Origin of the sequence: Actinoplanes sp. NPDC051859, from assembly GCF_044452725.1 — a bacterium.
Taxonomy (GTDB): domain Bacteria; phylum Actinomycetota; class Actinomycetes; order Mycobacteriales; family Micromonosporaceae; genus Actinoplanes.
The window spans coordinates 200,454-219,691 of record NZ_JBITBX010000003.1 but is presented as its reverse complement, the minus strand read 5'-3'; the positions used below and the strand labels follow the sequence as shown (position 1 = coordinate 219,691).

Below are 19,238 nucleotides of genomic sequence, written 5' to 3'. Positions count from 1 at the left end.
CCTCTTTACCGGGAGTGGTAGTTCGGAGCCTCGACGGTCATCTGGATGTCGTGCGGGTGGCTCTCCTTGAGCCCCGCCGCGGTGATCCGGATGAGCTGACCCTTGGCCTGCATGTCCGGGATCGTCTCGGCGCCGACGTAGCCCATCGCCGCCCGCAGGCCGCCGACGAGCTGGTGCGCGACGCGCGACAGCGGGCCGCGGTAGGGGACCTGACCCTCGACACCCTCGGGAACGAGCTTGTCCTCGGTGACGTCCTGCTGGAAATAGCGGTCCTTGGAGTAGGACTTCGCCTGGCCCCGCGACTGCATCGCGCCCAGCGAGCCCATGCCCCGGTAGGACTTGAACTGCTTGCCGTTGATGAAGATCAGATCGCCGGGGCTCTCCTCGGAACCCGCCAGCAGGCCGCCGAGCATGACCGTGTCCGCGCCGGCCACGATCGCCTTCGCGATGTCACCGGAGTATTGAATGCCGCCGTCGGCGATGACCGGCACACCGGCCGGCTTGCAGGCGCGAGCCGCCTCCATCACGGCGGTGATCTGCGGCACGCCCACACCCGCGACGATCCGGGTGGTGCAGATCGCGCCGGGACCGACACCGACCTTGACCGCGTCGGCGCCGGCTTCGACCAGAGCCTTGGCGCCCGCGTACGTCGCGATGTTGCCGCCCACGATGTCCGTGGTGGTGTCCTTCTTGAGCTGGGCGACCATCTCGAGCACGGCCCGCTGGTGCCCGTGCGCGGTATCCACGATCACCACGTCCACGCCCGCGTCGATCAGCGCCCGGGCCCGCTTGTAGGCGTCGTCGCCGACACCGACCGCCGCGGCGACCCGCAACCGGCCCTGAGCGTCCTTGGTGGCGTTCGGATACTGCTCGCTCTTGGTGAAGTCCTTGACGGTGATCAGCCCGCGCAACCGGCCGGAATCATCGACCAGCGGCAGCTTCTCCACCTTGTGCCGCTGCAGCAGCGCCAAGGCCTCGTCCTTGCTGACCCCCACCGCGGCGGTGATCAGCGGCGCCTTGGTCATCACCTCGCGCACCTTGACGCTGTCGTCCGTCACGAAGCGCATGTCACGGTTGGTGACGATGCCGACGAGCACGCCCTCCGGGTCGACCACCGGCACACCGGAAATCCGGTAACGGCCGCACAGCTGGTCGACCTCGCGCAGGGTGTCGTCCGGGCTGCAGGTGATCGGGTTGGTGATCATGCCCGACTCGGAGCGCTTCACCAGGTCGACCTGCGAGGCCTGCTCCTCCAGCGAGAGGTTGCGGTGCAGCACGCCGATGCCGCCCTGGCGGGCCATGGCGATCGCCATCCGCGCCTCGGTCACCGTGTCCATGGCGCTGGACAGCAGCGGGATCGACAGCTCGACGTTGCGGGTCATCCGCGTGATGGTGTTGACCCGGCTCGGCACCACGTCGGATTCACCGGGCTGCAGCAGGACGTCGTCGAACGTCAGACCGAGAGGCACCGTGCGCGCGGAGTCAGTTTCCACAGATCATCCCTAGCGAAGAGGCGGAGTGTTACATCCTACTCATCGCGCGAGGCGTCCCCGAGGGGGCGGACAGGACGTGCGGGCCAGCACACAACCGCCCTTCATGGGTACGGTATACACCGTGCAAGAAGAGCCGATCGACCCGTTCAGCGGCGATCCCGCCGACCCGGCCGCGGGACTCGACGACCTCACCGAGGACGCCGAGCAGGACCCGCTGACCGAGGCCGAGCGGCAGGACGTGCTCGAAGACCTGTCTGACCTGGAGATCTACCAGGCGCTGCTGAGCCCCACGGGGATCCGCGGGCTGGTGATCGAGTGCGAGGACTGCCACGAACCGCACTACTTCGACTGGGATCTGCTCCGCGGAAACCTGCGCCATCTGCTGTCCAGCGGGCGGCCGCGGGTGCACGAGCCGGCGTACGACCCGGATCCCGATCACTACGTCACGTGGGAGTACGCCCGCGGTTATGCAGATGGCGTACATGACACGTTGACGGACAGCTCGGACGAAGAACCCGTTTGAGCGGGCTTTTCGGGCACTGAGCGTGGCGGATCCGGGCACCTTTCGATGCCCGGATCTTTCCGACATTCTTCGCTGTCAACGCCCGCGGATCCGCGGTTACGCCACCAGACCGGCACGGAATCCGGCGGCCACGGCGTGCGCCCGGTCCCGAGCACCCAGCTTGCGGAACAGCCGCCGCGCGTGGGTCTTGACCGTGTCTTCCGAGACGAACAGTTCCCGGCCGATCTCGGCGTTGCTCTTGCCATCTGCCATGCCGCGCAGCACCTGAAGCTCCCGCTCGGTGAGCGTCAAGCGGCGCCCAGCCGGTGCTGCCTCACCCGGGCGACCCTCGTTGCCCGGCCAGATATACGGACGCCCGGTCGCCGGATCGATCTCGGAGCCGTCCCCACGCTGGGACGGCACCATCGGCGAGTTCGGCAGCATCGCCGGGATGCCGGCCGCGTTCGGACTGCCGGCCATCGCCATGCCGTCCCGGTGCAGGCCCCGGGCCGCGGCCGAATTGTTGTTGCGCCCAGCGCCACCCACGGCGGCGGGTTGGGCGTTCGCACCGTTGATCGGCAGGCCCTGGGGGCGCGCCGGCAACAGGAGAAGCAGTAGCGCCTTGGCGACAACGCTGACCAGATCATGCTCGACACCGCGGATGACGCCGCGGGCGCCGGCGGCGACCGTGGCGGCGGCGACCCGAGGGTCTTCCGCGCCGAAGAGAACAACCTGCGCCTGCGGAGCGCGGGCGAGTACGCGTCGGGTAAAACCGACGCTGTCGGGACGGGTCACGGCAGTGTCCGCCAGAACGACCTCGGCCGGCCTTTCAGCCAGACGGATCATGGCTTCGGTCTCGCTCACCGCGGTCCGCACCACCCCGGTCATGCCGAGCCGGGCCGCGGTGGACGCGACGGTCTGGGCCGCCAGTGGGGTACGGACGCACACGAGGACGGTACGCACAGTGATCCTCCTTCTCTCTCAGAGGAGATCACGCGAGGGCCGCAGCATTACGCGCTTTAGATGGAAAAAATGGGAAAGATCGGCACGATTTTCTGCACCGGTGAGATACGACCGGTGAAGACATCGACGAGTCGTGTGTGATCCGGCGTGTGCCGGGGTACACGGGCGGCAGGCCTGAGCCAGGCCCCTCATAACAACACTCCGCGGTGCCGCGCGGGAGGAGGGTGTTGATGTCGAACGTTCGCAGACTGCCCGGGCCCATCGCCGACCTGTGGGACTGGCAGCGACTCGGCCTGTGCAGGGGGCGCGACAGCGCTCAGTTCTTCCACCCCGACGGCGAGCGCGGGTCTTCCCGCAATCGCCGCGAGGCGAAGGCCAAGACGATGTGCGGCGCTTGCCCGGTTCGGGCGGAGTGCGCCGCGCACGCGCTGGCTGTTCGTGAGCCGTACGGCGTCTGGGGAGGTTTCAGCGAAGCGGAGCGGCTGCGGCTGCTCGCGGTCGGCTGGGAGGACCTTGCCGATCGGCATCACGGGCGGGTCGACCTCATCCGGCTCGAGGCGCGCCTCGGCCGACCCCACAAGTCCACGGTTCCCGCACAACGGCAAGCACCGGCGGCCTGACGCCGCCCGACACGCGGCATCACCACACACCCGACGGCGCGGTTCCCCCCGGGGAGCCGCGTCGGCTTCGGTAACGGCATGTCAGTCGCATCGGTGAACATGCAAGCCACCGTATGAGCGAACTTGCCCTTGACGTCGGACGAAAAGTGCGGCTTTCGCGTGACACCCGGTCAGACGACGGCGCCGCGGCGAAATGTGCATCATCGTCGCTGGTCAGACCCGCGGACCAGGTCGCGACATCGATGTGACTGAATCCTGCGGACGAGGGTTGTCAACTGGCCCCGCAGCGTCCGCCCATTGCTGATCGGCGATCCGCGGTGCCCCCACTCCGCGCGCTCGCAGAGCCGAGTACGCCTGCATCACGTCGGCCGGCACGTCGACGTGGGCGATGAAGCCGTGGCCGGCGGGGCCGTACCCGGCCGGGTCGTCGGTGAGGCGGGGAATCTCGCCCATCAGGAGGGAGACGTAACGATCCAGCGGCCACATGCCCTCGGGCGGTGATCGGAACCCCAGCTCGCCGTCGATCAGCTCCACGGGGGTGCGGTGGGCGGCGAAGTTCACCACGCGCGTGGCGGGAGCGAACAGACGGAAGCCCGCGTCCATTCGCCGCTGCATCGAGGCGTCCTGGATGAGCAGGATGCGCCGGTGCGGAACCCCTTCGGCGGCGAGCAGGGCCAGCGCGTGCCGTACGTTGCTGCCGCAGTTCGTCGACTCGTGTTCCAGGAGGTCGACCTGGATGTCGTAGCGCTGGCGCAGATAGCGATCGAAAAGCGCGGCTTCCGTCTCACCCGCGACATCGTCCCCGCCGAGGTGCTGCCGCATGGTGGCACGGAGTACGTCGGTGGAATGGCCTTGACCACCGACGATGAGGAAACGGGCGGCCACCCCATCCGTGATCGCGCGGGCAAACAGGTCCCCGCCGGCGAGAATGCTCCCGCCGAACAGAATGGCAACGTCCACCGGCCCGTCGGCGCAGTCCTCCACCGCTCCGCGGCTGAGCACGTCAACGTCGCGTCGCGCGCAGAAGCCGACGAGGGTGTTCAGATCCGCGACGTCAGCTGCTCCGGCCACGACCCGAGGCTAGCCGCGGTGGGACCGTCCTAGTCGACGTTGAGCTTGACGGAGTGCCAGCCGGTGGCACCGTCAGGAGCGACCGGGGCGCGCTGGGCGGTCTGAGTCTGACCGTCGACATCGGTGGCGCGGACCCGGATCGTGTGGCTCCCGGGTGTGGCGTCCCAACGGTAGGACCATTGCACCCAGGTGTCGGTGGAGACGGTGGGAGCGAGGCTGGCCGGTGCCCACAGGCCGTCGTCCACCTGAACTTCCACCTTGGTGATGCCGCGGTGCTGGGCCCAGGCGACGCCGGCGACGGTCACTGGGCCGGGCTTGCGGGTCGCGCCGTCACGCGGGGTGTCGATGCGGGACTGGGTCTTGATCGGGCCCTGAGCAGACCAGCCGCGGGGAACCCAGTAGGCGTCGAAATCCGTGAACCGGGTCAGCTCGATCTCGGTGATCCACTTGCAGGCCGAGACGTAGCCGTACAGGCCGGGGACGACCATTCGGGCGGGAAAGCCGTGGGCCACGGGGAGCGGCTGCCCGTTCATACCGACGGCTATCAGGGCGTCGCGACCGTCCCGGAGGACGGCGGTCGGGCTGCCACAGGTCCAGCCGTCGGTGGAACGGGACACCACCTGGTCGGCGTCGGGCAGGGGCTGGACCTCGTCCAACAACTCGCGCACGGGGACACCGAGCCAGAGTGCATTGCCGATGAGGTCGCCACCCACCTCGTTGGAGACACAGGCCAGCGTGACATACCGCGCGATCATCGGACGGCGGAGCAGCTGTTCCCAGCTGAGGGTGATCGGGTTGCGGACCATGCCGTGAATGCGCAGTTCCCAGTTGGCCGGATCGATCTGCGGCGGATACAACGAGGTGTCGATGCGGTAGAAGTCGGCATTCGACGTGACGTATGCCGTGGCGCCCTCGGCCTGAGCGCCCGGCGGGACGGCCGGCGGCGGCGAGACCGGTGGCGGCAGGACGACAGCGGAACGGGCCGCGGTGACAGCGCGCCGGGAGGTCAGGAAACGTCCGCTCACTCCGGTAACCAGGGCAGCCGCCGCGGCAACCCCGACGCCGACCAGGAATTGCCGCCGGCTGTCAGCCGAAAGTGGCGCCGCATGCCCGGACGGCTGCGCAGCGGGAGAACTGGCGGCGGCACCGCGCACGACCGGCGCAGCGGAAGACTCGGCCGCGGCACCGCGCACGACCGGCAAAGAGGCGACCGGCGCGAGGAGGCGGCGCAGGGCGAGCGCCGCGATCACCCCGGCCGCCACGGACGGGAAGGCAGCAGTCAGACCTGCGTCATGGCGGGTCAGGGCGGCGGTGACGCCGATCGCTGTGAAGACAGCCACGCCGAAGAAGGCCAGGCGCCACGAGCGTAGGGCCGCGATGCCGACGCCGGCGGCGTAGAGGGTCAGCAGGATAAGGGTTCCCGTGATCAAGGCGATCTTGTCGTAGCCGCCGAAGACGCTGACGGCGAAGTCCTTGACCGGGCCGGGCACCGCATCAATCACCGCCGCGCCGACCGCGAGCATCGGGGCTGACGGGGCTCCGGTAAAGACGGCGACGACCTCGGCGACCCCGAGCGCCACAGCTGCGGCGGCAATGCCGGCACATGCCGCCCGCAGGACAGATCCCCGAGCGAGGGGAGGCAAGACCTTCACAAGGACCATCCTGCCTCTGCGGAGCCCGGCTGCTCCTTACCAAGTCCTGACGGTTCAGGCAGGCAACGAGGTCATGACCGGCGCACGCAGCGGCGGCAACGCCTCGACCACCGCGTCGAGCAGCTCCACCGAGCACCGGTCCGTACGCGGCTGCGGCCCGGGAGGCAGGCCCGCCACGGGCAGCTCCCACACGACTCGTCCCGGGGACAGCTGTTCCAGGGCGGCGTACCAGTGTTGGAGGGGTTCCCGGAGCTGCACGTGCGCAGCGAAATTGCGCCGTCGCCGAGTGTGGTCGCCGTCTCGGCGTTGTTGCAGGGTTGCGGTGTCGGGAAGGCTGACAAGCACGGTGTCGGCGAAGCCGAGCCGGTGCTTGCGGAAGGCTTCCCGGGTGACCGCCAGCTCCCGGTCGAACTGGGCCCGCGGCGCGAGCCCGAGCGCGGCCATCCCCCACGCGTAGTGCAGCTTCACCGGGTCGGTGTCGCAGAAGGCCACGCCGTCCGCCCGTTCGAGGTCGAGTGCGGCGGACCAGCGCTGCATGCCGGCGCGGACCCAGTGCCGGGCGAGCGCCACCGCGTCTGTCGGTTCGCGGCCTGTCGCCTGGTGTTCTGGGACGTACCGGCCGGCGTACCCGCGGCACCAGGAGGTTTTCCCGGCCGCAGTGGGACCCTCCACGACGATGATCATCCGCGCACCTCTCCCTGGGAAGGATCACACGAGAAAGGGCGCGCCGCTGCTGCGACGCGCCCTTTACCTCGTGCGTTCGGGTCAGAAGCCCGGGCCGTGCTGGTGGCCGTGACCACCGTGGCTGTGCCCGTGGCCGCCCGCGGCCGGCTCCGGTGCGGCCGGCTTCTCGACCACGAGGCTCTCCGTGGTGAGCAGCAGACCGGCGATCGACACGGCGTTGGAGACCGCGTTGCGGGTCACCTTGACCGGGTCGATGATGCCGGCGGCGGCGAGGTCGACGTACTCGTCGGTGGCCGCGTTGAGGCCGTGGCCCCACTTCAGCTCGCCGACCTTGCCCACCACGACGTAGCCGTCGTGGCCGGCGTTCTGCGCGATCCAGCGCAGCGGCTCGACGAGCGCCTTGCGGACGATCGAGACGCCGATGGCTTCCTCGCCGGTGAGGCCGAGGTCGCCGTCGAGCGCGGAGACGACGTGCGCCAGGGCGGCGCCGCCGCCGGGCACGGTGCCCTCCTCGACCGCGGCCTTGGTCGCCGCGATGGCGTCCTCGATGCGGTGCTTGCGCTCCTTCATCTCGACCTCGGTCGCGGCGCCGGCCTGGATCACGGCGATGCCGCCCGACAGCTTGGCCAGCCGCTCGGACAGCTTCTCGCGGTCCCAGTCGGAGTCGGAGGCCTCGATCTCCTTGCGGATCTGCGCGACCCGGTCCTCGATCTCGGCCTTCTTGCCGCCACCATCGACGATGGTGGTGTTCTCCTTGTCGACCACGACGCGCCGGGCGGTGCCCAGCATGTCGACGGTGACCTGGTCGAGCTTGTAGCCGAGCTCGGGGGCGATGAGCTCGCCACCGGTCGCGATCGCCAGGTCCTGCAGCATCGCCTTGCGGCGGTCGCCGAAACCGGGCGCCTTGACGGCGACGACCTTGAAGGTCTTGCGCAGGGCGTTGACCACGAGGGTGGACAGCGCCTGGCCCTCGACGTCCTCGGCGATGATGAGCAGCGGCTTGCTGGCCTGGAGAACCTTCTCCAACAGCGGCAGCAGCTCCTCGACGCTTCCGATCTTCTGGGTCGTGATGAGGATGTACGTGTCCTCGAGCACGGCCTCCTGGGCCTCGGCGTCGGTCACGAAGTTCGGCGAGATGAAGCCCTTGTCGAACTGCAGGCCTTCGGTCACGACGAGCTCGGTGCTGAGCGCGGAGCCTTCCTCGACGGTGATGACACCGTCGCGGCCGACCCGGTCCATCGCGTCGGCGATGAGCTCACCGATGGCGGCGTCCTGGGCCGAGATGGTGGCGACGTTGGCTACCGACTTGTGGTCGGCAACCTCGACGGCCTTGCCCAGCAGGGCCTTGGAGACGGCCTCGGCGGCCAGGTCCATGCCGCGCTTGAGGGCGATCGGGTTGGCACCGGCCGTCACGTTGCGCAGGCCCTCGCGGACCAGCGCCTGGGCGAGCACGGTGGCCGTGGTGGTGCCGTCGCCGGCGACGTCGTTGGTCTTGGTCGCCACTTCCTTGACCAGCTGCGCGCCAAGGTTCTGGTACGGGTCGGTGAGCTCGATCTCCTTGGCGATGGTCACACCGTCGTTGGTGATCGTGGGCGCGCCGAACTTCTTGTCCAGGACGACGTTGCGGCCGCGCGGGCCGAGGGTGACCTTGACCGTGTCGGCGAGCGTGTTGACGCCGTGCTCCAGCAGGTGCCGCGCGTCGTCAGAGAAGCTGAGAATCTTCGCCATGTAATGGTCCCTTCACGCACCACCGCCCTGACCCGAGAGCTCGGGCCAGGGCGGGAAGCACTGTCAGTAGGTCACTTCTCGATGACCGCGAGGACGTCGCGGGCGGAGAGCACCAGGTACTCCTCGCCGGCGTACTTGACCTCGGTGCCGCCGTACTTCGAGTAGAGGACGGTCTCGCCGACCTTCACGTCGATCGGAACGCGGTTGCCCTTGTCGTCGATCCGGCCGGGGCCGACGGCGAGGACGGTGCCCTCCTGCGGCTTCTCCTTGGCGGTGTCGGGGATCACGAGGCCGGAAGCCGTCGTGGTCTCCGCCTCGTTCGCCTGGACCACGATGCGGTCCTCGAGCGGCTTGATCGCAACCTTGGTCGCGGTAGTCACGGGCATACCCTCCTGGGTACAGGTTTCGCCGGCCGGAACGGCCGATCTCATGCCTCATGCCACCGGGCGGGGCCGTCGTCGCGGGTGCCGGTCCGCCTGGCGCAAGCGTGTGCCCCCGTGCGGGGCGCGCGCTGGCACCCTCAGGTTGAGAGTGCTAATCGGAGATTATGCCGGAACTAGCACTCCGTCAAGGAGAGTGCCAACACGGCAGAATGACTCGGCGTGGACCTGGAACTGCTCGCCGCCCTGCGTACCGATGAAGGCTTGAAGGCGTTGACCGCGGCTGCCGAGGTGGCCGGCGCCGACCCGCTCGCTGCGGCCACGGCCTTGCGGGCGCGGGGTGTCGCGGCGCCGCTGGCGGCCGCCGCGTTGACGCAGACCGACCTGCGCCGACGCGCTGCGGGCAAGTTCGGAGCGGCCGCGGCGGGGATGTTTTTCACTCGGGCTGGCTTCGAACAGGCGACCCGAATGGTGGTGGCCGACCGGCGCGCCGCGCGGCTGCGCGCCGCGGACGTCGAAAGCCTCGCCGATCTGGGTTGCGGGTTGGGCTCGGATGCGCTGGCGGCGGCCCGGCACGGGATCCGGGTGTATGCGGTGGACGCCGACCCACTGACCGCTGCGATCGCCGAGGCCAACGTGGCAGCCGCCGGCCTCGCCGATCGGGTGACCGTGGCGTGCGCTGATGCGACCTCGGTTGACGTGGAGCGGTTCGACGCGGTGTTCGCTGACCCGGCCAGACGCCGAGCGGGGCGCGGCCGGCTGATGGACCCGCAGTCCTGGTCGCCGCCGTGGGACTTCATCGCCGCACTGCCCACGCGGGTGCCGAGAACGGTCCTCAAGCTCGCTCCCGGGATCGATCACGCGTTGCTTCCCCCGGGCGCCGAGGGCGAGTGGGTCAGCGTCGACGGTGACCTGGTCGAGGCGGCGTTCTGGTGTGGGCCGCTGGCCGAGGTGCCCCGGCGGGCGGTGCTGTTGCCGGACGGCGGCACGTTGCACGGCCCTGGAACCACTCTGGCACCGGTCGGCGAGGTGGGGCGGTTCGTGTATGACCCGGACCCGGCAGTCGTCCGCTCGCACCTGGTGGCCGAGTTCGCGGCGGGGATCGGGGGTCGGCTCGCAGACCCGCAGATCGCCTACGTCTACACCGACGAGCCGGTCGACTCGCCGTACGGCCGCCGGCTGGAGATCATCGATGTGCTGCCGTTCTCGCTGAAGCGGCTGCGGGCGTTGCTGCGGGAGCGCGAGGTGGGGCGGCTGGAGATCCGTAAGCGCGGTTCTGCCCTGGAGCCGGAGCAGCTGCGCCGTGACCTGCGGCTGCGCGGGAGCAACGCGGCGTCGCTGGTGCTGACCCGGGTGGCGGATGCCCCGACCGTCCTGGTGTGTCGCTAGCCTGCGTGGTCATGGCAAAGAAGGCGGCCGGGACGCCGGCGACCGTACTGCTGTCCGCGGCGAAGGTGCCGCACGAGCTGCACGCGTACGAGGTGGCGGCGGAGGTGCCGAACTATGGCGCGCTGGTGGCCGAGGCGCTGGGGGTGTCGCCTGCGTCGCTGTTCAAGACGTTGATCGCCGAGGTCGATGGCGCGCTGACGGTGGCTGTCGTGCCGGTGACGGGCGAGGTGGATCTGAAGGCGCTGGCCGGCGCGGCGGGCGGGAAGCGGGCGGCGTTGGCCGATCGGGCGGCCGCGGAGCGCAGCAGCGGCTATGTCCGGGGCGGCATCAGCCCGCTGGGGCAGCGGAAGCGGCTGCCGACGGTGGTGGATGATTCGGCGTTGGGGCTGGAGCGGATGTATGTCTCGGCGGGTCGCCGGGGTTTGCAGGTGTCACTGGCGCCGGCGGATCTGGTGCGGTTGACCGGCGCGACGGCGGCGCGGATCCGGACATAAGGCTCGGGCAAAACCGGAGAAGCGCCGATTCTGCCACTTAACGTGACCTAGCGTCACTTTAAGGAGCGCCCGGAGGTCGCCGGGTTGTGCCGCAGCACGTCGCCGGAATACGTTGCCCGACACAACAAAATTTCGGTCAGCGGCGATCCGAGAGGACACGAGGAATGCGTAGGGGAATCTCCGCCCTCGCCGCGGCGGGTCTGCTGGCTGGCGGCTTGACCGCGTGCAGCGACAAGGGCGATGACGGATCCGCTGGCAAGATCGGCATCATCCTGCCCGACACCGCCAGCTCCCAGCGCTGGGGCTCCGACGACCCGAAATTCCTCAAAGCGGCCTTCGACGCGGCCGGCGTCTCCGCCGACATCCAGAACGCCCAGGGCGACAAGAGCCAGTTCCAGACCATCGCGGACGGCATGATCTCCAGCGGGGTCAAGGTCCTGATGATCGTCAACCTCGATTCGGGTACGGGCAAAGCCGTTCTCGACAAGGCGAAGCGAGCCGGCATCGCCACCATCGACTACGACCGCCTCACCCTCGGCGGTGGCGCCGACTACTACGTGAGCTTCGACAATGTCACGGTCGGCCGGCTGCAGGGCGAAGGCCTGGTCAAGTGCCTGGCCGAGAAGAAGTACCCGAAGCCTGTAGTGGCCGAGCTGCACGGCGCCGCCACCGACAACAACGCCACCCTGTTCAAGGAGGGCTACGACTCGGTGCTCCAGCCCAAGTTCACCTCTGGCGAGTATGAGAAGGGGCCGGACCAGGCCGTACCGGAGTGGGACAACGCGCAGGCCGGGACGATGTTCGAGCAGATGCTGACGCAGCGCCGCGACATCAAGGGTGTGCTGGCGGCCAACGACGGCATGGGCAACGCCGTCATCTCCGTCCTGAAGAAGTACAAGCTGAACGGCGCGGTGCCGGTGACCGGGCAGGACGCCACCGTGCAGGGCCTGCAGAACATCCTGGCCGGAGACCAGTGTATGACCGTCTACAAGGCGATCAAGCAGGTGGCCGATGCCGCAGCCGATCTCGCCATTGCGCTGGCCCGCGGCGAGCGCAAGAAGGTCGACCAGACCATCAAGGACGGCGAGACCGGGCGGGATGTCCCGGCTGTCCTGATCCCCCCGAAGCCGATTTTCAAGGACAACGTCGGCGATGTCATCACCGAAGGCTTCGTGACCAAGGCTCAGCTGTGCACCGGTGACTTCGCCGCGCTGTGCACCGAGAACGGCGTCTGACCCGCCGAGGAGGAGAGCTGCCCGTGGCCGCGACACCACTGCTGGAGCTGCGCGGGATCGACAAGAGCTTCGGTCCCGTCCAGGTGCTGCACGACGTCGGCATGAGCGTCTATCCCGGCGAGGTCACCGCGCTCGTCGGCGACAACGGCGCCGGAAAGTCCACCCTGGTGAAGTGCATCAGCGGCATCTACACGATGGATGCGGGCACCGTGACGTTCTCCGGCGACGAGGTGGCGGTCAGCAGTCCTCGCGACGCCGCGCTGCTCGGCATCGAGGTCGTCTACCAGGACCTCGCGCTCTGCGACAACCTGGACGTCGTGCAGAACATGTTCCTGGGCCGGGAACGGGTCCGCGGCATCGTGCTGGACGAACCCACCATGGAACAGATGGCAAGCGACACCCTGGCCAGCTTGAGCGTGCGTACGGTGAAATCCCTGCGCCAGTCCGTGGCGAGCCTGTCCGGCGGCCAGCGGCAGACCGTGGCGATCGCCAAGGCCGTGCTGTGGAACAGCCGGATCGTGATCCTGGACGAGCCGACCGCGGCGCTCGGCGTGGCGCAGACCGCCCAGGTGCTCGAGCTCGTCCGCCGCCTCGCCGACAACGGACTCGGCGTGGTGCTGATCTCGCACAACATGAACGACGTGTTCGCCGTCTCCGACCGGATCTGTGCGCTCTATCTCGGCCGGACCGCCGCCCAGGTACGCACCACCGACGTCACCCACTCCCAGGTCGTCGAGTTGATCACCTCAGGCCGCAGCGGAAACCTCGGCCTGCCACCAGAACGGACCACTGTGGGTTACGCCGATTTCGGGCCGGGAGGCGGCCACTGATGTCGACCACCATGACTTCCCCGACCGGGCCCACCACGGAGGTCCAGCCCACGGTCGCGAGCCATCTGCACGACTACTGGGGTCGGGTGCGCGGCGGCGACATCGGCAGCCTGCCGGCGATCCTCGGGTTGGTGGCGCTCTGTCTGATCTTCAGCGTGGCCCGGCCGGCGTTCTTCACCCCGCTCAACTTCGCGAACCTGTTCTCGCAGGGCGCGGCCGTCATTTTCATCGCCATGGGCCTGGTCTTCGTCCTGCTGCTGGGCGAGATCGACCTGTCCGCCGGTTTCGCGAGCGGCGTCTGCGGCGCGATCATGGCGATCCTGCTCACCGATCAGGGCTGGACCTGGTACGCGGCCATCCCGGTCGCCCTGGGCACCGGCGTTGCGATCGGCTTCGCGCTGGGCTTCCTGGTGTCGAAGCTGGGCATCCCGTCCTTCGTGGTCACCCTGGCCGGCTTCCTGGCCTTCCAGGGCGTCCTGCTCGTCCTCCTCGACGGCGGCAAGAACATCTCGATCCGCGACCCGTTCGTGCTGTCGCTGGCGAAGAACAACATGTCGGTCGCCCTGAGCTGGGCGCTCGCCGTCGTGCTGATCCTCGGTTACGCCACCACCCAACTCCTGCGCTTCCGGGCCCGGGCCACCCGCGGCCTGATCACCGACCCGATGGGTATCGTGCTCGCACGGATCGGCGGCCTGGCGGTGCTGCTGGTGGCCGCGGTCGCCGTGCTGACCCAGGAGCGGAGCATCAACCCGTTGAGCATCTCGGTGAAGGGCGTGCCGCTGGTCGCCCCGCTCATCGCGGTGGCCCTGGTCGCCTGGACGTTCGTGCTGGGCCGCACCACGTACGGTCGGCACGTCTATGCCGTGGGTGGCAACAAGGAAGCCGCGCGCCGCGCGGGTATCGCGGTCGACCGGATCCGCATCTCGGTCTTCGTCATCGGCTCGTTCATGGCTGCGATCGGCGGCATCTTCGCGGCCAGCCGGGCCAACTCGGTCGACCCGAACTCCGGCGGCAGCAACGTGCTCCTGTACGCGGTCGGCGCGGCCGTCATCGGTGGCACCAGCCTTTTCGGTGGCAAGGGCCGGGTGCTGGACGCGGTGATCGGCGGCGCGGTGATCGCGGTCATCGACAACGGCATGGGCCTGATGGATTTCAGCGGCGGGCAGAAGTTCATCTTCACCGGCCTGATCCTGTTGCTCGCGGCGAGCGTCGACGCGCTGTCGCGCCGCAGAGCGGCCGCCACCGGTAACCGATGAAGGCCGGGCCCAGCCAGGAGGAGGTCCGGCGGCACAACCTGGGAACACTGCTGCGTTATGTGCATATTCATGGCGCAACGTCCCGCGCCGAACTGACCACCAAGCTGGGCCTCAACCGCAGCACCATCGGCGCGCTCACCGCCGATCTCACCGCCGCGGGTCTCGTCACCGAGAAAGGCCAGCGGGAAACCGGCCGGGCCGGGCGCCCCTCGCTGCTGGTCCGACCCGAGTCCGCCAAGGTGTACGCCTACGCGCTCAACATCGAAGTCGACCGGCTGCGCGCCGCCCGGGTCGGTCTCGGCGGGGTCATCCTGGACCGCCGCGAGGCGGAGCGCCCCCGGGGCATGCAGGTGGTGGACGCCGTCCAGCCGCTCGCAGCCTTCGTCCAGGAGATGGGCAAGGACGTGCCGGCCGGTGCCCGCTACGTCGGCGCCGGGCTGGCCGTGGCGGGCATGGTGCGCCGCGCGGACGGCATGGTCCGGCTGGCCCCGACCATCGGCTGGGTCGATCAGCCGGTCGGCGAGGCGCTGCTGGCGGAGATCGGCGGGGACGGCCCGATGATCGTCGGCAACATCGCCGACGTTTCCGCCCTGGTCGAGCACAGCCGCGGCGCCGCCGCCGGCCGCGACAACGTCATCTACCTGTACGGCGACGTCGGCGTCGGCGCCGGCATCATCGCCGGCGGCCGACGCATCACCGGCCACGGCGGGTACGGCGGCGAAGTCGGCCACATGGTGGTCAACCCGCGCGGCAACCCGTGCAGCTGTGGCTCGCACGGCTGCTGGGAGACCGAAATCGGCGAGTATCCGCTGCTCAAGCTGGCCGGCCGGGAAGACCGCAGCGGCCGCGAGGCGGTGCTCGGCGTCGTCGAAGCGGCGATGCGCGGCGACTGGGCGGCCCAGCAGGCAGTCCGGCACGTCGGCGAGTGGATCGGGCTCGGCGTCGGCAACCTGGTCAACATCTTCAACCCGGAGGCCGTCATCTTCGGCGGCACTCTGCGCGACGTCTACCTAGTGGCGGCGGCGCAGATCCGGTCCCGGCTCAACGAGGTCGCCCTGCCGGCCTGCCGCGAGCACATCCGCTTACGAACGCCCGAGCTGGGCACCGACGCGGCCCTGATCGGCGCCGCGGAGCTGGCATTCGAAACGCTGCTGGCCGATCCGCTGCTGGGTGCCACCGGCTAAGGACTTCCGGCCGTTCGCAGTCTGGGCCGACTGGTTCGCACGGGTTAGAGTGCCGGGCGTGAGCATGCGCGCCTCCGACGAGGACCGGCAGCGGATCATGGCTGCGCTGGAGCGGCACACCGGTGCCGGCCGTCTGACGCTGGACGAGTTCACCCAGCGGGCCGGGGTGGCCGCCGGTGCCAGCACCCTGGACGAGTTGGCCGCCGTGGTCAGCGACCTCCCGGCCGAGACAGCCGAGGAGCGGCAACAACGGGAGTTCCTGCTGCTCCTCGTCATCGCCGCCGTCACGCTTGTTCTGCTGGGTGTTTTCCTGGCCCTGCGCTAGAACCGACCGGCGGCGTGCCGTGCCACGAGTCCCACAGCGCGGCGTAGGAGCCGCCCGCCGCCACGAGCTCGTCGTGCGAGCCCAGTTCGGTGATCCGCCCGTTTTCCACCACCGCCACCCGGTCCGCGTCGTGCGCCGAGAAGAGGCGGTGCGCGATCGCGATGACCGTACGGCCCTTCAGCACGGCGGCGAGCGACCGTTCGAGGTCCCGGGCGGCCCGCGGGTCGAGCAGCGCGGTCGCCTCGTCGAGCACGAGTGTGTGCGGATCGGCCAGCACCAGGCGGGCCAGGGCGACCTGCTGCGCTTGAGCGGCCGACAGGTTGGTCCCGTCCGCGCCGACCACGGTGTCCAGGCCGTCGGGTAGGTCTTCGGCCCAGGTCAAGGCGTTGACCGCGGCGAGCGCTTGGCGAACGTCGGCCGCGGAGGAGTCGGGCCGGACCATGGCGACGTTGTCGCGCAGCGTACCCATGAAGACGTGGTGTTCCTGGCTGACCAGGGCGACTTCCGTCCGCAGCCGGTCCAGGGGCAGGCCGGCCAGCGCAACTCCGCCGACGGTGAGCGACCCACCGCCCGGCGCGTGCACCCCCGCCAACAATCTCCCCAATGTGGACTTTCCGGCGCCGGAGGGGCCGACGATGGCCAGCCGCTCCCCCGGCGCGATGGTCAGCGAGATGCCGTGCAACACCTCGCGACCCTCGACGTAGGAAAACCGGACGTCCTCGGCCACGATCTCCGCGCCGACCGGCGTGAGCGCGGTCGTTTCCGGTTGCCGGAAGGAGACGCCGAGCAGCCGGGCCAGGGAGGCGGCGCCGACTTGCAACTCGTCCAACCAGCCGAGGAAACGGTCGATCGGGTCGACCAGCAGCTGGGCATACAGCACCGCCGCTGTCACCTGGCCGAGCCCGACCCAGCCCTGCAGGTAGCACCAGCCGCCGAGGAGCAACGTGCCGACCACCGGCAGGACATAACCCACCTCGATGGACGGCATCCACACCGTACGCAGGAACAACGTGTAACGCTCGGCCTGCCAGGACCGGCGCAGATCGGCATCGGTGCGCCGCCCCCGCTGAGTTTGCCGGCGCAACGCGTCCACCGTCCGCGCTCCCGCAACGGTTTCCGACAGCCCGTCCGTGACCTGCGAGTAAGCGGCATTCTGCCGCAAATAGCCAGCTGCCGCGCGGCGCAGGTACCACCGGGTGGAGATGGTCAGAATCGGCACGGCGATCAGCAACGGCAGGGCGAGCAGCGGGCTGACCAGGATCAGCGCCCCGATCGCGAGCGCCGCGGTGAGCACGGCGATCAGCGTCTCCGGCACCGCGAACCGCAGGCACCGCGACAACGCGTCGACGTCCCGCGACGTCCGGGTCAACAGGTCGCCGGTGCCGGCACGCTCCACCGTGGACAACGGGATGGTCAGCACCCGATCCACAAACTCTTCCCGCAGCTCGGCGAGGACCTGCTCGCCGAGTCGCGCCGAAGCCAAGTAGGCGAACCGCACTAAAACGGCCTGCACCAGCACGAACAGGGCAAGAGCCAGGGCAATGCGGTCGACCGTGCCCACCCCCGCGTGGTGCTGGATCGACTCGACCAGTTCGCCGAGCAGCCGCGGCGCGAACAGGCCGGCCACGGCGGCCAGGGCGTGCAGGGCCACGGTTGCCACGAGCGCGCGCGGATGCCGGCGGAACAGATCGCGGGCGTACCGTCGCACCTGGCGGGTGTCCGCCACCGGGAGCGCGTTGCTCACTCGCGCAGCACCGTCCTCGCGTAAGCGAGGCTGCCGTCCAGCAGCTCGCGATGGGTTCCCTCCGCCGTCACCACGCCGTCCTCGACGAACAACACGTGATCGGCGCGATCCAGCACCAGCGGGCTGGTCGAGCAGACGACAGTCGTGCGACCGTCGCGGGCCGCACCGAGCCGCGCCGCGATGTGGGCCTCGGTGTGCGCATCGACGGCACTGGTCGGTTCCACCAGGACCAGGATCTCCGGGTCGGCGACCAACGCGCGGGCCAACCGCAACCGCTGTTGCTGGCCGCCCGAAAAGCTGCGGCCGCGTTCCGCAACCTCGCTGTCCAGGCCGTCAGGAAGCGCCTCGACAACGTCGGTCGCGGCCGCCGCGGTCAATGCCGCCGACACGTGCCCACCGCCGTCCGGATCGAGATCGTCCCGCAGCGGCCCGGAAAAAAGCCGGGCGTCGTTGTCCGCCACCACGATCCGCTCGCGCACGCTCGCCGGATCCAAATCAGGCAACGGTACGCCGGCAAGCGTCGTCCCCGCACCCGCAGCGGTGTAGTGGCCGAGCCGATCCGCGATGGCGACCGCGTCGGCCGGCACCGCCGCCGCAACTGCGGTCACCAGCCCCGGCCTGACCACCGCGCCGGACAGCGGATCGACAAGGTCACCTCGCTCCGGAGCGGGCCGCGGATGCGGCGAGCCATGCAGGTCAGAGTGCATGCGCAGCATCGACACCACCCGCCGCCCGGACACGTGGCCGCGAGTCAGCTTGTCGATCGTCTCGGTGAGTTGACGCAACGGGGAGACCAGAAACGCGGCGTACCCGTAGAAGGACACCAGTTGCCCCACCGTGATCTTCCCGGAGATCGCGAAGCGCGCGCCCAGCCAGGTGACCAACACCAGGAAGATTCCCGGCAGCAAAACCTGCGCCGCATCCAGCAGACACTCCACCCGAGCAACCCGGACACCCGCCGCTCGGAGCCGCTGCGACTCGGCCTGGTAGCGGGCGGACATGATCGGCTCACCACCCGCGCCGCGCAGCACCCGCAGTCCGCCGACCAGGTCGGTGGCGAGCCCGGTAAGCCGCCCCTGCTGCTCCCGGTACGCATGCTGACGCCGGTGCAACGGCCGGATGAGCAGGCTCACCACCGCCATCAGCACCGGAATGCCGAGCACCACCACCAGGCCCAACGGCACACTCGTGACCAGCAGAATAGTGGTGACGGTGAGAACGGCGACCACTGAGCCGACCCCGCGAGCCGTAATGTCGATCGCGTTGCCGATGTGGGTGATGTCCGCCGTGCCGATGGCTACCACCTCACCGGCCGCCATCCGCCGCGGCAGCGCGACCCCCAACCACCCGGCCTGCCGTACGGTCACCTGCACCGTCCGATAGGCGGCGGACAGCCAGTTGAACACGGCCCGGCGATGCCGCAACAGGCCGGCGCCCGCCTGCACCAGGCCGACACCCAGCAGGACCATGCTCCACAAGAACAATTGCCGGCCGTCCCGCCCGGTCAGCCCGGCATCAATCGCCCGACCCAGCACCGCCGGAATAAAGGCCTGGCACACCATCCACACCACCGCGAAGAAGATCGCGGCGCTGACGGATACCCAGGCGCGCCGGGCAAGCCAGCCCAGATAGCGGGTGGCCGACCGGTAGTCGGGAGAGCCGGGATCGGCGGGGGGCAGATCTCGCAT

At 69.6% G+C, this 19,238-nt stretch carries 18 protein-coding genes; 9 read left to right on the top strand and 9 right to left on the bottom strand.

Annotated features, from left to right (window positions below; translation table 11 throughout):
* Positions 1-5: 5 nt before the first annotated feature.
* Positions 6-1,493 (bottom strand): IMP dehydrogenase, encoded by a 1,488-nt coding sequence (gene guaB / locus ACIA1L_RS08990; RefSeq protein ID WP_396072027.1) that lies wholly within the window; start codon positions 1,491-1,493, stop codon positions 6-8.
* Between the two features lie 121 nt (positions 1,494-1,614).
* On the opposite strand from guaB, the gene ACIA1L_RS08985 reads away from it, so the two are divergent.
* Positions 1,615-2,016, top strand: a complete 402-nt coding sequence (locus tag ACIA1L_RS08985; protein ID WP_396072026.1) for a DUF5319 domain-containing protein — start codon at positions 1,615-1,617, stop codon at positions 2,014-2,016.
* Positions 2,017-2,112: 96 nt separating this feature from the next.
* Here the strand turns inward: ACIA1L_RS08985 and ACIA1L_RS08980 are convergent, their stop codons facing one another.
* Positions 2,113-2,958: a response regulator transcription factor gene (locus ACIA1L_RS08980; protein ID WP_396072024.1), complete on the bottom strand. Its 846-nt coding sequence runs from the start codon at positions 2,956-2,958 to the stop codon at positions 2,113-2,115.
* A gap of 230 nt (positions 2,959-3,188) precedes the next feature.
* Between ACIA1L_RS08980 and ACIA1L_RS08975 the strand changes: the two genes are divergently transcribed.
* Positions 3,189-3,578, top strand: coding sequence for a WhiB family transcriptional regulator (locus tag ACIA1L_RS08975; RefSeq protein WP_396072023.1), 390 nt, complete (start codon positions 3,189-3,191; stop codon positions 3,576-3,578).
* 213 nt (positions 3,579-3,791) lie between these two features.
* On the opposite strand, the gene ACIA1L_RS08970 is transcribed toward ACIA1L_RS08975, so the two are convergent.
* The 5 genes from ACIA1L_RS08970 to groES form a co-directional block, all read right to left on the bottom strand.
* Positions 3,792-4,649, bottom strand: a complete 858-nt coding sequence (locus ACIA1L_RS08970) for a YdcF family protein (protein ID WP_396072021.1) — start codon at positions 4,647-4,649, stop codon at positions 3,792-3,794.
* A gap of 29 nt (positions 4,650-4,678) precedes the next feature.
* Positions 4,679-6,310, bottom strand: a complete 1,632-nt coding sequence (locus ACIA1L_RS08965) for a molybdopterin-dependent oxidoreductase (protein WP_396072020.1) — start codon at positions 6,308-6,310, stop codon at positions 4,679-4,681.
* A gap of 45 nt (positions 6,311-6,355) precedes the next feature.
* Positions 6,356-6,985 carry a hypothetical protein gene (locus ACIA1L_RS08960; protein WP_396072019.1) on the bottom strand — a complete coding sequence of 210 codons (630 nt, stop codon included), beginning with the start codon at positions 6,983-6,985 and terminating at the stop codon, positions 6,356-6,358.
* Between the two features lie 81 nt (positions 6,986-7,066).
* The gene (groL, locus tag ACIA1L_RS08955; protein ID WP_396072018.1) at positions 7,067-8,713 is read right to left on the bottom strand and encodes a chaperonin GroEL; all 1,647 of its coding nucleotides are present in this window, start codon (positions 8,711-8,713) and stop codon (positions 7,067-7,069) included.
* A 71-nt stretch (positions 8,714-8,784) separates the two neighbouring features.
* The gene (gene groES / locus ACIA1L_RS08950) at positions 8,785-9,099 is read right to left on the bottom strand and encodes a co-chaperone GroES (RefSeq protein ID WP_084558066.1); all 315 of its coding nucleotides are present in this window, start codon (positions 9,097-9,099) and stop codon (positions 8,785-8,787) included.
* A 216-nt stretch (positions 9,100-9,315) separates the two neighbouring features.
* Between groES and ACIA1L_RS08945 the strand changes: the two genes are divergently transcribed.
* The 7 genes from ACIA1L_RS08945 to ACIA1L_RS08915 all read left to right on the top strand — a co-directional run bounded on the left by ACIA1L_RS08945 (position 9,316) and on the right by ACIA1L_RS08915 (position 15,806).
* Positions 9,316-10,482 carry a methyltransferase domain-containing protein gene (locus ACIA1L_RS08945; protein ID WP_396072017.1) on the top strand — a complete coding sequence of 389 codons (1,167 nt, stop codon included), beginning with the start codon at positions 9,316-9,318 and terminating at the stop codon, positions 10,480-10,482.
* Positions 10,483-10,493: 11 nt separating this feature from the next.
* On the top strand, positions 10,494-10,976 hold the full coding sequence (gene ybaK, locus ACIA1L_RS08940; protein WP_396072016.1) for a Cys-tRNA(Pro) deacylase: 483 nt from the start codon (positions 10,494-10,496) through the stop codon (positions 10,974-10,976).
* Positions 10,977-11,140: 164 nt separating this feature from the next.
* Positions 11,141-12,211 carry a sugar ABC transporter substrate-binding protein gene (locus ACIA1L_RS08935; RefSeq protein WP_396072015.1) on the top strand — a complete coding sequence of 357 codons (1,071 nt, stop codon included), beginning with the start codon at positions 11,141-11,143 and terminating at the stop codon, positions 12,209-12,211.
* 23 nt (positions 12,212-12,234) lie between these two features.
* Positions 12,235-13,041, top strand: coding sequence for an ATP-binding cassette domain-containing protein (locus tag ACIA1L_RS08930; protein ID WP_396072013.1), 807 nt, complete (start codon positions 12,235-12,237; stop codon positions 13,039-13,041).
* The gene (locus ACIA1L_RS08925; RefSeq protein WP_396072012.1) at positions 13,041-14,297 is read left to right on the top strand and encodes a sugar ABC transporter permease; all 1,257 of its coding nucleotides are present in this window, start codon (positions 13,041-13,043) and stop codon (positions 14,295-14,297) included. Before ACIA1L_RS08930 ends, ACIA1L_RS08925 begins: the two co-directional genes overlap by 1 nt.
* Positions 14,294-15,481 carry an ROK family protein gene (locus ACIA1L_RS08920; protein WP_396072011.1) on the top strand — a complete coding sequence of 396 codons (1,188 nt, stop codon included), beginning with the start codon at positions 14,294-14,296 and terminating at the stop codon, positions 15,479-15,481. The genes ACIA1L_RS08925 and ACIA1L_RS08920 overlap by 4 nt, the downstream gene beginning before the upstream one ends.
* 64 nt (positions 15,482-15,545) lie before the next feature.
* Entirely contained in the window at positions 15,546-15,806 is a 261-nt protein-coding gene (locus ACIA1L_RS08915; RefSeq protein WP_396072453.1) for a DUF1707 domain-containing protein, read from the top strand.
* On the opposite strand, the gene ACIA1L_RS08910 is transcribed toward ACIA1L_RS08915, so the two are convergent.
* Together ACIA1L_RS08910 and ACIA1L_RS08905 are read right to left on the bottom strand one after the other, a co-directional pair.
* Positions 15,766-17,550, bottom strand: a complete 1,785-nt coding sequence (locus ACIA1L_RS08910; protein ID WP_396072010.1) for an ABC transporter ATP-binding protein — start codon at positions 17,548-17,550, stop codon at positions 15,766-15,768. The two genes, ACIA1L_RS08915 and ACIA1L_RS08910, sit on opposite strands and share 41 nt — an antisense overlap.
* The gene (locus ACIA1L_RS08905) at positions 17,547-19,238 is read right to left on the bottom strand and encodes an ABC transporter ATP-binding protein (protein WP_396072009.1); all 1,692 of its coding nucleotides are present in this window, start codon (positions 19,236-19,238) and stop codon (positions 17,547-17,549) included. The genes ACIA1L_RS08910 and ACIA1L_RS08905 overlap by 4 nt, the downstream gene beginning before the upstream one ends.